The 12,728-nt window shown below is 56.4% G+C and carries 13 protein-coding genes; 7 read left to right on the forward strand and 6 right to left on the reverse strand.

Translation table 11 applies throughout. The annotated features are described in order from the left end of the window. Positions 1-105: 105 nt before the first annotated feature. A complete protein-coding gene (locus tag HDF08_RS12245; RefSeq protein ID WP_179638988.1) occupies positions 106-894 on the reverse strand; it encodes an NAD(P)H-dependent oxidoreductase in 789 nt (262 codons plus the stop codon). Between the two features lie 131 nt (positions 895-1,025). Between HDF08_RS12245 and HDF08_RS12250 the strand changes: the two genes are divergently transcribed. Next, positions 1,026-1,397, forward strand: a complete 372-nt coding sequence (locus tag HDF08_RS12250) for a winged helix-turn-helix transcriptional regulator (RefSeq protein ID WP_353070479.1) — start codon at positions 1,026-1,028, stop codon at positions 1,395-1,397. A 725-nt stretch (positions 1,398-2,122) separates the two neighbouring features. Here the strand turns inward: HDF08_RS12250 and HDF08_RS12255 are convergent. Beyond that, entirely contained in the window at positions 2,123-2,881 is a 759-nt protein-coding gene (locus HDF08_RS12255; RefSeq protein WP_179638989.1) for a WecB/TagA/CpsF family glycosyltransferase, read from the reverse strand. Positions 2,882-3,134: 253 nt separating this feature from the next. Beyond that, the gene (locus tag HDF08_RS12260; RefSeq protein ID WP_179638990.1) at positions 3,135-4,139 is read right to left on the reverse strand and encodes an NAD-dependent epimerase/dehydratase family protein; all 1,005 of its coding nucleotides are present in this window, start codon (positions 4,137-4,139) and stop codon (positions 3,135-3,137) included. A 355-nt stretch (positions 4,140-4,494) separates the two neighbouring features. Between HDF08_RS12260 and HDF08_RS12265 the strand changes: the two genes are divergently transcribed. After that, a complete protein-coding gene (locus HDF08_RS12265; RefSeq protein WP_179638991.1) occupies positions 4,495-5,037 on the forward strand; it encodes a DUF3011 domain-containing protein in 543 nt (180 codons plus the stop codon). 78 nt (positions 5,038-5,115) lie between these two features. Continuing rightward, positions 5,116-6,003: a transporter substrate-binding domain-containing protein gene (locus HDF08_RS12270; RefSeq protein ID WP_179638992.1), complete on the forward strand. Its 888-nt coding sequence runs from the start codon at positions 5,116-5,118 to the stop codon at positions 6,001-6,003. Here the strand turns inward: HDF08_RS12270 and HDF08_RS12275 are convergent, their stop codons facing one another. Then, complete coding sequence (locus HDF08_RS12275) at positions 6,004-7,881, reverse strand: mechanosensitive ion channel family protein (RefSeq protein ID WP_179638993.1); 1,878 nt, start codon at positions 7,879-7,881, stop codon at positions 6,004-6,006. Positions 7,882-8,102: 221 nt separating this feature from the next. Here HDF08_RS12275 and HDF08_RS12280 point away from each other — a divergent pair, with 221 nt between their 5' ends. The 4 genes from HDF08_RS12280 (at position 8,103) to HDF08_RS12295 (ending at position 10,581) form a co-directional block, all read left to right on the forward strand. Further along, entirely contained in the window at positions 8,103-8,438 is a 336-nt protein-coding gene (locus HDF08_RS12280) for an STAS domain-containing protein (protein ID WP_179638994.1), read from the forward strand. A gap of 114 nt (positions 8,439-8,552) precedes the next feature. Further along, positions 8,553-9,362 (forward strand): ABC transporter permease, encoded by an 810-nt coding sequence (locus tag HDF08_RS12285; RefSeq protein WP_218884772.1) that lies wholly within the window; start codon positions 8,553-8,555, stop codon positions 9,360-9,362. Positions 9,363-9,574: 212 nt separating this feature from the next. Continuing rightward, positions 9,575-10,054 carry a hypothetical protein gene (locus tag HDF08_RS12290; protein ID WP_179638995.1) on the forward strand — a complete coding sequence of 160 codons (480 nt, stop codon included), beginning with the start codon at positions 9,575-9,577 and terminating at the stop codon, positions 10,052-10,054. Between the two features lie 68 nt (positions 10,055-10,122). Continuing rightward, positions 10,123-10,581 (forward strand): metallophosphoesterase family protein, encoded by a 459-nt coding sequence (locus HDF08_RS12295; protein ID WP_179638996.1) that lies wholly within the window; start codon positions 10,123-10,125, stop codon positions 10,579-10,581. A gap of 298 nt (positions 10,582-10,879) precedes the next feature. Here HDF08_RS12295 and HDF08_RS12300 read toward each other — a convergent pair whose 3' ends face one another. Both HDF08_RS12300 and HDF08_RS12305 read right to left on the reverse strand, forming a co-directional pair. Continuing rightward, positions 10,880-11,953 (reverse strand): aldo/keto reductase, encoded by a 1,074-nt coding sequence (locus HDF08_RS12300; protein ID WP_179639905.1) that lies wholly within the window; start codon positions 11,951-11,953, stop codon positions 10,880-10,882. A gap of 98 nt (positions 11,954-12,051) precedes the next feature. After that, positions 12,052-12,726, reverse strand: a complete 675-nt coding sequence (locus HDF08_RS12305) for a hypothetical protein (protein ID WP_179638997.1) — start codon at positions 12,724-12,726, stop codon at positions 12,052-12,054. Positions 12,727-12,728: the final 2 nt, after the last annotated feature.

Raw genomic sequence — 12,728 nt, forward strand, 5'->3', positions numbered from 1 at the left:
AATAAGGCCTCACTAACCTATCGAGGTGGAACCGACACGTGATCCCGTTAGCTCTGCTCTGCGCCTCAAGTAAACAAGATGACCGATTCAGATGCAGTGTGAACCTCAAACAAAGAGATCAGGTTCTGCGTGATGGGCAACAATACCGGTTCGTCCGGGAGCTATCTCCGCCGCAAGCTGATGTTTATCCTGGTAATCCCCGCTGTTTTGGGCACGAAACGGTATCGGTGCATCGGTGAACAATCCATCGAGCCGATTGTTCAGTCCCTCTATAGCGAGCCCGGTCTCTGCTTCGCTAAGACGACCGGTGCCATAGACGGCAAATGTGGGCAGCACTTCCATGCCGGAGAAGAACAAGGTTCCGTGAGTGATGGGAAAGAGGATCTGCTCTAGCGAACCGTTGATACCGCGCGCACCATAATCCTCAAAAGGACCACCAACTGTGACGGAGAGCAGTGCCCGTTTGCCCGCAAAGCCGCCTTCTCCATAGCGGTGTTGATTCCCAGCATCCTTGTATCCGTAGGCCAACCCGTACGCAAAGACGCGGTCAACCCAGCCTTTCAGGATCGCCGGAAAGCTGAACCACCATATCGGAAATTGAAAGACGATAGCGTCTGCCTGGCGCAGCTTGGCCTGTTCGTCCTCCACGTCCTGAGTTTGCGCGCGCTTCGCATATGCGTTCCCGGATTCGCTGACGAAGCACAGTCGGTCCTCGTTCACTCGCTGAGGAAAGTCAGCCGCATCGAAGACCGCTTTCCAGTTCATCGCGTATAGATCGCTTTCGAGAACGCGATGTCCAGACGCAAGCAAGCTTGTCTTGGCGGCTTCCACGAGCGTGCGTGTTAGGGACGTAGGCTCTGGGTGAGCATGGATCAGCAAAACAGTCTTCTGCATTTGGCTTCCTCTGGGTGGTACATCCTGACTCCCTAAAGAGATGAAGAGTGAAGCTTCTAAGATGCAGAAATAATGGTACTTACAAATATGTGATGTACTATCAAAAAAGATAGTGTAGTGAGGAGCAGCCGGTGACGAAGCGTCGTTTCAAAGAATACGAACTGGAAACCGGCTGCGGCGTCGAGGCCTGTTTAGAAGTGGTCGGAGGAAAGTGGAAGGGGCTCATTCTCCACCACCTTATGCAACATGGGACGCTGCGCTTCAATCAGCTTCAGAAGCTGAAGCCGAACCTGAGCCCCCGCATCCTCACCGCCCAGCTTCGAGAACTGGAGCGAGATGAGGTAATAGTCCGTGAGGTCTATCCAGTCGTTCCACCGAAGGTGGAGTACTCGCTGTCACCTGCCGGGGAATCGCTTCGTGAACTGATTCAAGCGATGCAGAAATGGGGTGATCGTTTCCTCGTTCGGGTCAATGCACCCGTTCGGAAAACCTCGGCCAAGTGACACCAGTCGAAAATCCCATGGTTGACCTCTCTGGGAAGAGGCAAGCTCCCGCGAGACACATTCGGTGAACTTCGGAGAGTTATGATTTGTCGAGTCCATGTCGCTTGGTGGTAAATCGCCGAGTCACTCAACGAGGCCCAATTCCCGACAAGATGTCGGCTCTTCGTCAGGCAACGTGCCACTGGCCTCGTACGCCAGTGCGAGAACGGGAGAGTGGCGCATCCGGCTAGACCACAGTGAGATCTCAAAGTTCGTTCTGTCCACGACCAGGTTTCCAGCGAACGGTTGAGGGAAGAGCATTCGGGTAGTTTCCGAAGGGTGATCTCCACGAAAAACTTCGTCAAACACTCCGTCAAATTGTGTGCCGAAAGGGCTCCAAAAACGTCACCCGACTCCGACTTATCCTACTGAAAACAAACGTGCTCCAGACCCTACACGTGCCCTGTTAACCGAAGGGTTGTAGGTTCGAGTCCTACCTCAGGAGCCATAAGCCAATCATTTGCGCGCTCCCTCATAAATACCCTCACCACACAAAGTAGAAACCACTCTCAGGCAGGAATCCGTCTGGGCTAACTCCGCCTCTTGCCTCTGACCTCTAGCTTTTAGCTCTGCACGCCCACTCCACAGCCCGCTGTAAAAGCTTTACTGCCAATGTCAAAGTGTTTTGCAATATTGAGCCAGTTTCCCTGATCGATTCTCCGATTCGATTCTGAAACTCAATCTGCTCAAGGCTTAAGGGCTGGGAGACGGCTGCGGTTGCGGAGCATGATAGCTAAGAGCTTTCGCGCCTCCCAGTAGCGAGGAATATACCGTTTAGGTTCAGCCAGCGAGCGAAATAGCCAGCCCAGATAGAATCTGTCGGCCCAGACGGGGATGTGGACCTGATCGCCGCTGAGAAAGGCAATCGCTGCGCCGATGCAGTGAATCGCGGGTCGATAGGCCAGGTTGCGTTTGAGGTAGAGCCCCAGACGCTCCTGGGTCCCGCCGCCAATCGTGACGATGACGTGCTCTGGTAGCAGCCGGTTGAGGCGTTCGAGCAGAGCAGGATCGTCAATGAGACCATTTCCGTACATGGGGGCCATATAGACGTTGTCTTCAGGAATGACGATTCCCTGCGAAGCGAGCCAGGCGAGATTGCGTCTGGCGCTGACTGGACTCGCCATGATCCAGAAGGAATTACCTGGTTTGCGAACGTCAGCTTCGGAGAGAAGTTCACGGAGATACACGAGGCCGGAGAGGCGCCTGATGGGGACAGGCTGCAGGCGGTTCCAGACAAGAACCATGAAGGCAGAATCGGTGATGGCGAGGTCGGCGCTTAGGAGTGCGTCGCGATAGTCAGGACTGCAATCAAGGTCTTTGAGGGCCGGAGCTGCGGGAACGACCAGAAGACCTCTGTTGGTTCGCATAATCTCGATAGCTTCCTTTGCAGAGCCGTCGAAGAAATCAATGCCAAGAATGCGGTGGGTGACGGGAGGTGTAGGCATGAAAGAGGTGTTGCTTCGTATCTTATTCGAAGGTGAGTTAAATAAGCGCTACGCTTCGTAATAGAACATGAGGCTACTCGTTGCGGAAGGCGCTCAGTTTCAGTCGAGACGGCTAGCTGGCGACTATTGCTGCAAGCGTGCTCTCTACTCGAAGATCCTGCGCTGAGAAACTCTCTTGGTTCTGTTGGAGCATGACACGACAGCCCCCGCAAGTGTGCTGCTCCGGGGGCTATCGTGTTTTCGTGATCGGTTACTACCTCGTTGCAGCTGCCAGAGGCTTAGCGGAGAGGATCTCCTCTTCGATCCAGGCGTAGGTCTTTGCCAAGCCGTCGCGAAGCTTGATCGACGGTGCCCAGTTCATCTTTTCCTGGATGAGCGTGTTGTCACTGTTGCGGCCGTTGACGCCTTTTGGGGCGCCAAGGTTGTAGTTGCGTTTGAGCTTGATGCCGGCGATGTCTTCGGCAATATCGACGAGTTGGTTGATGGTGACGAGCTCATCGGAGCCGAGGTTGAGGGGCTCATGGATCTCGCTCTCGGCGATCATCTGTGTGCCCTTGGTGCAATCGTCGATGTACATAAAGGAGCGAGTCTGCTTCCCGTCACCCCAGATCTCGATCTCGTGCTTGCCGGAGTGCTTCGCCTCGATGACCTTGCGACAGACTGCGGCGGGAGCCTTCTCGCGGCCGCCGGTCCAGGTGCCCAGCGGGCCGTAGACGTTGTGGTAGCGTGCGACGCGAGTCTGCAAGCCATAGTCCTCCTCGAAGTGGCGGCACATGCGCTCGGAGAAGAGCTTCTCCCAACCGTAGCCATCTTCCGGAAGCGCAGGATACGCGTCCTCTTCCTTGAGGGCGACGACGTCGGGGTTGGTCTGCTTTTCGCCGTTGTAGACGCAGGCGGAAGAGGAGTAGAAGAAGCGCTCAACACCCTTTTCCCGAGCCGCCATCAGCATGTGGGTGTTCGTCAGGACCGAGAGCATGCACAGAGCTTTGTTGTTTTCGATGAAGCCCATCCCACCCATGTCGGCTGCGAGCTGAAAGACCACATTGGTGCCGGCTGCCGCTTTAAGGCAGCTGTCCTTATCCTTGAGATCAAGGGAGAGGCTTTCGACGCCTTTGGATACCTGATACCACTCATCGAGCGGCTTGATGTCGACCGCACGTACAACGTCAACGCCATTGGCGAGCAGGCTTTGAACTAGGTGGCCACCGATGAATCCACCGGCACCACAGACGACTGCTTTCTGTCCTTTGAGCTTCATAGAGGGAGAGACTCCTTGGGTCATAAGTTAGAAGCTATTGAAGTGGTTCAGGTTACCTGGTGGGACACTCTGGCAATGCATTTTCCGCTTTGCTTCCAAGTCCCAGTATAGCTGTGAGGGGTAGCGGGCTGCCATGAGAAATAAATCCTAACGAGAGGGATTGACTTTTCGAAGTTTCGGATAATAGATGTGACGACTTTATCAGCCTCACACTCACGGACTCGGCTAATTGCTTACGCATCTCTTATCTCGTGTCGCGATTTATCCCAAAAGAATTGGAGAGATGACTCGGATCTGATGTAGCATCGTTTCGCATTTGACATTGACGCTTACGCACTTCTCGGAGGAACACCCGATGGGGGTCTCTCGTGCAGTCGCCGCTCTCCTGATTGTTTCCACTTCTGCTTTAACGATTGCCCAGACTGGGGGGCTTACCTGCTCGAGCGACGATGGGGGTTACAGATACTGTCGCGCGGACACTCAAAACCAGGTTCAGCTGACACGGCAGATCTCGGGTTCGCGGTGCGAGCAGGGGTATAGCTGGGGATACGATCCGCGCGGAATCTGGGTGGACCGCGGATGTCGAGCCCAGTTTGTCTATGGCCGAGGGCGCTCGCGTGGGGATGACAACACCGGCGCCGCGATTGCGGGCGGGATTTTGGGTGCGCTGATTTTGGGAGCGGCGGTGGCTGCAGCCAAGGACAATGAGAACGGTGGAGACCGCGAGCGCACGAACTACTACAACGACGGATACCGCATGGGACGGCAGGATGCTGATAACGGACGGCGGAACTTTTACCAGTGGTGGAGCGAACGCTACCCGATGAAGTATGAGAGGGATTTTGCCGCTGGATACACCGACGGCTACAACAATAATGGGCGACGTCCGCCGCGATAGACCCAGGTTTGCGAGCAGAAGCGGCTGCAATCAGTGCCGTAGATTTCGACACACTGCAAGGACGGAGGAATTGACGCAATGAAGAGCTCAGCAGTTTCCGCATCGATGCAACGGATGGCCGGTTTGGTCTTGCTTTTGGCATGCGCAGTGGTGGCGCAGGCACAGGAGTCCCCGGCGTCCCCTCCTCCGCCCGCTATCCCCTCTACCTCCAAAGATGTTGAGATTCCAACACGCAGCACGGTCGATATGCTGGCCGAGATCAAGAAGAGCGGCAAGCTCCGTGTGGGCGTCTCGGAGATTGTTCCGTGGGCGATGCATGATAAAGATGGAAACCTGGTGGGATTCGAGATCGATGTGGCAAGAAAGCTCGCACGCGACATGGGAGTGCAAGTGGAGTTTCATCCGGATGAGTTTCGTTATTTGATTCCGGATCTCGAAGCGAATCGTTTCGACATTATCGTCGCAGGTTTTTCGATTGAGGCGCGGCGGGCGCTGGCGGTGAACTTCAGCCAGCCTTACAACGTGACCGACGTGACAATTGCCGCCAGCAAAAAATTGGGCGGCGAGTTGAAGACGATGGAAGACTTCAATAAAAAGGGCATCACGATTGGGGTGGTGGAGGGAATGACGTCGGAAGACCTGGCAGCGTTGGCGTTTCCGAAGGCCTCAATCCAGACCTATACGGAAGACAGCGCGTTGTTCAGCGATCTGGTCGCGGGCAGGCTTGCTGCGGCTGTTGCAGACAATCCCCGGTTGGACATCCTGGCAAAGCTCTATCCTGATGCTGTAACGGTGCCGACTGTGGCCCCGCTGGGAAGGTTTCCCGCGGCCTTCGCTGTGAGGCGTGGTGATATGGACTTCGTCAACTACCTGAACTCCTGGATCGCCGCGCGAAATGCGGATCAATGGATCGACACACGACGGAAGTACTGGTTCAAGTCGACGGATTGGGCAGGAAGCCTCTAATTAAACCTTCGCCAGCTCCTCTTGATCAGTAGTCGATGGAGTGAGTGCTGTGTTCGCCGGCTTGTGCAGTAGATCAATGACTGACTGGTAGAGGCGATTGCGCACCTCGAAGCGGTCGCCGGCACGAATGACATAGCGAACGACGATGTCCACGCCAGAGGCCGCCGGCCGCATATCGACCGAGGGTGTGGCCTTGAACTGGCTCAGGCCATTATGACGCGTGGCACTCTGCCACTCCTGCTCGGCGAGCTTGGCGTCACGTTCGGTCTGTTTCAGCACGGTGTTGTGGATAGCTTCGATAGTCTTGTACGAATCGACGCCCGGTGGAATGTTGACCGTGATCTCATCCCACATCCACTGGCCAGTCGTGGAGAAGTTGAAGTATTGGCCTGAGATGGCAAAGTTGTTGATGAAGGTGACGCGGCGACCGGTGGGATGGCCTTTGTCGGTCCAATTACCGGTCTCTAGGAGAGCCGTACGGAAGAGGCCGATCTCGACGACCTCGCCGCCTACGCCGTTGATCTCAACCCAGTCGCCAACGCGGATGCCATTTTTGCCCATAAGGATGAACCAGCCGAAGAAGGCGAGGATAAAGTCTTGGAAGACAACGGTGAGGCCGGCGGCACCAAGGCCCAGGATAGTTGGAACCTGACTCGGCGCCCCAAAGATAACGAGTAATACCAGCAACAATGTGACCAGCTGGATGCCGAGACCGATGATGGTGCGGAGGGTGTGGAGGCGGCGCTGCTCCATGCGGGAGCGGTCGATAAGTTGACCGACAAATGTGGCGAGAAGGACCCCGCAAAGAATCAGGAAGGCGATGAGCGAAAGTGATTGCAGCGCAAGGTGCGTGACGATTGAGTGTTGAAGCTCCACCTGCGCGAGCCATTTGCCGTAGACGGAGGAAAGCTGCTGCTGGGTCTGTAGCTGATCCTCCGCGATGCTATGCATCTGCGAGAAGGCATGAGCCTTAGCCATGCGAGCTACACGGCTCTTTACGGCGTCCTGCGGGGCGGCACCGTTGGGTTGAGCACTCGGTGCATCGACCTTGGATCCATCGACACTCGATACATTGACGGAAGCGTTGATGCTGGCTGCAGCCGCTGAGGCTTTCTTTTCGAACTCTGCATGCCTCGCGGTGAGCGTGGCGATGTCGGCATCGGTCTCGGCTTTGGCCTGGCGAATAAGATTCATGCGGCTGCGCTGGTCGAACCAGGCGGAGACGCGGCCATAGAGCGTGCCATAACGCCGGGCAGAGAGAACGGCGATCTGCCCCCCGGTATTTCCCTGGGCCGCATCGTACTTCTTCATGGCAGCTTCGCGAGCGGTGAGCTCCTGTTGAATCTGGCTGCGTTGGTCGCCGCTCACCCGGGCGAGCTGTTCGGTGAGGTCGGCCAGTTCATCGCTGTCCAGCTGAAGCTGAGCCTTGGCAACGTCGAGGTCATCGGAGTCGGCAGTCGTCCCGTTGGGCTGTTTGAGAGAAGCAGTAACAGCGTCCACTTTGCCCTGATCTTCTTTGACGAGCGACTGGACCTGTGCCTCTTTTTCCTGGAGCACTAAGGCGTCACCAGTGAGAGTGCGAGTCTGTAACGCAGCCTGGCGAAGAGCGAGGGCAAACGCCTGATCCACCTCATGGTCAGCTAGCCGGGCCGCCTCATGCGCAAAAGATTGCTCTTCGGCAGAGACGGCAAGAGGAGCGAGCGACTCGATAGTCTGCCACGGACGCTGGTCGATGAGATTTTGCCCGCCGGCAGGACCGCCGTTGGATTTGAGAAAAGGCATGTGAGCCATGGCACCACGCGTCCACCACGCTGCCGCGAGGCAGAGAACGAGGAGGGCGGCGGGAACTGCTATGGCGAGACGACGGAGTTCCTTCATTCCTTAACCCTACATGCTCCTTCAGTTAGCTTCAAAGCCCCGTTAGCGTCATTGCGGATGTGGATCGGCTGCGTGCTCATATCTGTTGCAACTGCCAGAGTTATGCCCAGCACCCTAAGACAGAACACGAGACTGTCCCGCGCAGGTAGTAACCGGAAATTAACGAAAGCCCAATGGAGGGAGGAGTAAATTTCAAAATAGTCCGTACTGTGGGAGTTAGAGTGACCAATACATCAGAGGTTCCGTTTCATTGCGACGTAGAAAGTTCGACCGAAAACGGAGTCACGGTTACGACGGTTCGGTGCCATGGCCGTTTGATTAACCAGACGGCTGGTGAGGTCAAAGAGATCGTGAAGCCGTTGATCCCTCAGGGCGGCACGATAGTGATCGACCTGGAGGATGTGACGTTTCTGGATAGCCTCGGGTTGGGAACGCTCGTCGGGCTGAAGGTCTCTGCGATCAACGAAGGGTATTGCACCTTGAAGTTACAGAATCTCTCACCACGCATTCAGGAACTGGTGAAGCTTACGAGTCTTACAAAGCTGTTCGCGTCCTAGCCTCAGTTATGGGAGCGACGCTAGCCAGCATGTAGGATCTAGGTCGTGGAAACTTCTGTTGCAAACGCCGGCATCGTTCCGGGACTTTCGGTCGTGGCTGTCAAGAGACAGCCACTGGCAGCGATAGGACTTGCCCTGCTGGTCGTCTTTGTGGCTTGCGCAGTCTTTGCTCCCTGGCTGGCGCCGTGGGATCCAGCACAGTTGGATCTGACGGGACGTCTGATGAGTCCGTCGTGGACTCACTGGTTTGGCACAGACGAACTGGGACGGGACATCCTCTCGCGAACGTTGTTTGGGGCGAGAATCTCGTTAGTAGTAGCTGTAAGCGTAGTAGGACTCTCGCTGGCGGTGGGGCTGGTGGCGGGCGGTCTGGCTGGATTCTACGGCGGGTGGACGGACACGGTCGTGAACATCTACGTGACTAACGCATTTCTGGCGCTGCCTGGAATTCTGCTGGCGATTGCGTTTGTTGCATTCATGGGGCCGGGGTTGGGCAATGTGATTCTGGCCCTAGCCATCTCAGGTTGGGTGGGATACGCGCGCTTGGTACGTGCGCAGGTCATGGCCGTGAAGGAGCGCGAGTTTGTCGAGGCGGCGCGAGCCCTTGGCGCGACGGATCTTCGCATTATGACGCGGCATATTCTGCCGAACATCCTGCAGCCGCTGATCGTGCAGGCGGCGATCGGCATGGCGGGCGCCGTACTGGCCGAGGCTACGCTGAGCTTTCTGGGGCTGGGGGTTCCGCCACCAGCAGCGAGTTGGGGATCGATGCTTAACGATGCGCGGTCGCACCTGTTCGACTCACCGCATCTGGTCTTCTTTCCGGCCATGGCAGTAATGCTCTGCGTACTCTCGTTCAACTTCATCGGGGATGCCCTACGGGACTATCTCGACCCTCGAACGCGGATGAGCACTGGGCTTTGACGGCGCAAATGGAAGGCGTAAAGATGATCAAAGCGATAAGGATCGATAAAAAGCTGATCGAATCCCTGCGGCTAATCTGGTTCTAGCTTGGCTGTGGTTTCATCTCTTTTGTCGCTCTTATCACCGCTACGCCCCCTCGGGTGCGTCTTCCATGCGCGGCATCACCGCCGGTTATCGGATATGCTTGGCCTAGCAACGGAAAGGCAGTACCAATGCGTAAGAGTATCGTTTCACCGTCGACGACGACAGCAACTCCGATCAGCGATCTATGGCGCGACCTGGAGCGGATTGCGCGTGTCGAGATTAGCTCCGAAGATGAGAAGTTTCCGATTGAACACGCGCTGGACAGGAAATCAACGACCGGCTGGAAAGCTGCGACGCCGGGTCCTCAATTAATACGTCTGCACTTTGATGAGCCACTGACGATCAAGCGGCTGCAGCTGCACTTTGTGGATCGAACTTCGGAGCGGTCACAGGAGTTCGCGTTGTTTGCAGGTGCGGGCACCGAGCTGAAAGAAATCGTGCGCCAGCAGTGGACATTCAGTCCGAATGGCTCGACCGAAGAGATAGAAGACTATGTGGAGAACCTAAGCGGTATTACGACGCTCGAGCTGCGGATCGATCCAGACCGGAGCCACGATCCGAAGTTGAGCCGCGAGTATGCCTCGCTGCAGAGTTTGAAGCTGGCATAAGACTGACTGCGAATCTGCGCGGATATTACGGATTAGAAACAAGCAGAAGCAAAACGGGTTTAGTCGCTATGTTGATTGGGGTGATCTCCGATACACACGGATTGCTGCGGCCGGAGGCTCTGGCTGCACTGCGCGGCGTGGAACATATTCTGCACGCTGGCGATGTTGGGGATATTGCAATCCTCGATGCCCTTCGCGAGATCGCTCCGGTGACGGCGATTCGCGGGAATGTAGACGTGTCGGGAGCTTGCGCGGAGCTGCCCGCAACCGATGTCGTGGAGCTAAGTGGCCAGCTGTTTTATCTGGTTCACTCGGTGAACGATCTGGATATCAACCCAAAGGCCGCCGGCGTAGCGATGGTGGTAAGCGGGCATTCGCATAAAGCTAAAGTCGAAGTGAAAGATGGAGTGATTTATTTCAATCCCGGTAGCGCGGGACCACGAAGATTTTCGCTACCGGTCACCGTGGGATTTGTGACGGTGGAGGATAGGGTCGAGGCCAGCGTCATGGAGCTCATGGTTGGGTAAGAATGCGATACGCGCCCGGTGCAAATACTAGTTTCTCGCGTTTCTCGTTAAGTGAACACCTGAGATAACACTAGCGAAGATAATGAGGACGCCAAGGATACCGGCAACATAAAACGGCGCTTTTAAAGTCCAGTGGATATCCATGCCCATTGAACCCAATAGGACGCCCAAGAGACAGCCACCTGCGAGAACCACAAACGGAGTCAGAATAAGCAGAGTACCGAAAACTACTCTCCATCTTGGCATCACGTTTGCAGCACCTCAGACAATCTTTAGTGGTAAATTGCTCGGTTGGACATTAGCCTTTGCTGCGGTCTGTGAAGCGGAAGAAGAGGGACTGCTCAGCAACTGGAGCGGCAAGTTCGTTGAGCGCAGCCATCTGGGAGTTGGAGAGGGGCGTGAAGTCCTGGGCGATCTTTACGTTCTCTTCTAGTTGAGGAATATTGTCGCAGCCGATGATGACCGTACTGACAGGGTGCGAGAGCGTGAAGTTCATTGCATCCTTCATGGTCATTACGCCAGGGCGATGGGCAATAGCAGAGCCCTCCCATGAGTGACGCTGCGCATCGAGCGAGGGTGGCGTCCACGAAGCAAGGAGACGGCCACGCGAGGGAACTTTCATGCCGATGATGCCCATCTGCTTCTCGACGACCAGCGGAAGCAGCTTGTCGGTGAAGCTGTGAATGTGGGTATCGGCGGCGTTCATAGCCATCAAGATAGTGTCGAAGTTGTGGCGGTTGACCGCGTCGATGAGAGCTTCGGGGCGATAGTGGCCAGTGACGCCGAGGTAGCGGACGACCTTCTGGTCCTGCATCTCGAGCAGCGCTTCCATCGCGCCTCCCTTGGCAAAGATCGTGTCGACGTCCTCGGGAAGGCCAACATCATGAAGCTGCCAGAGGTCGACGTGATCGGTGTTGAGAAGCTGGAGAGACTTCTCAATCATACGGAGCGAGCCATCGCGGGTACGCTCCTTGGTCTTGGTGGCGAGGAATGCCTCGTTGCGTCGGCTCTTCATGACGCGACCGACATACTGCTCGCTCCAGCGTTCAGGCCCACCATAGATGGAGGAGGTATCGATGTAGTTGACGCCGAGATCGAGCGCACGCTCGATGATGGGAACAGCAACATCAAAGTTCGCGGGCTTCTCCAGGGCCGCCTGCCCGCCAAGCGAGAAGATCCCAACCTTGTAGCCGGTCTTGCCGAGATTGCGAGTGGGCATCGTCGTACGAGTGTTCGTATTGGCTGGGAGCGGTGGCAGCGTGTGCGCGGTCTCAACGGCGATAGCGCCTTTGGTAAGAAGGGCTGCGGCGGCAACGCCTCCGGTCTTGAGAAAGGTACGGCGGTCAGGAGTAGTGGGCAGATTCTTCTTCATCGCGGAGTCCTCAGGTCGAGCCACGTCGTGGACAGTTTAGCCTGTTCCACGAGACAGCGTCGCCCACCGGCTCGTTTCACATCTTTTGGACAAGTTCGCTAGTTGGTGTCGAAGTGGACAGAGTCGAGGATCTTCTGCATCCGATGGCGAACGGCGTCTAACTCCCGTGGCGAGATATCCTGCACCCCGCTGACATCCCCGCCACAGAAGGTGTTGATGACAGCGTCAAAGCGATAGCACGCGTTGTTGTGCGCGGTGGTGTAGATCTCATCGCGGGATTCAGTGCAGATTCCCCCATGCTCGTCGTAACCGTGGGTAAATGGTATGCCCCCGATCTGCGCACTGGAGGCGGTGTGAGGATCGCGCACCGTCGCCTGTGCGCTGCACTCGGCAGAGCCAAGGTGCGGAGTGACGCTGAAGTAGAAGAAGGCTCCGCTGAAGGTGGAGTTGGGGTGCGGGTTGAAGCTGATGCTGGCAACGGCACGCAACTGTGTGCTGTGAGCAATGGACCGGGCATCGAGATTAAAAGTGCTCACCTCGGAGTCTTTGCGGTTAAGCTCCCAGGCCGCAGGAACAGTAAAAGTAACTCCGTAGCGCGAATCATGAAAGGGATGTGCGGGTGGCATGCTGGGCTCGATCGCCGGAGGTTTCGGACGAAGCATGGGCGGAACGGCCTCCAACCCGGAAGACTTGCTCTGCGCCGCGCAGGCGATCACTGTCACGACGGTCATCAGAACAGCAGTGGTACAACGGACAAGGTGGGCGGTTTTCATGC

Source organism: Tunturiibacter empetritectus (assembly GCF_013410875.1).
Lineage (GTDB): Bacteria > Acidobacteriota > Terriglobia > Terriglobales > Acidobacteriaceae > Edaphobacter > Edaphobacter empetritectus.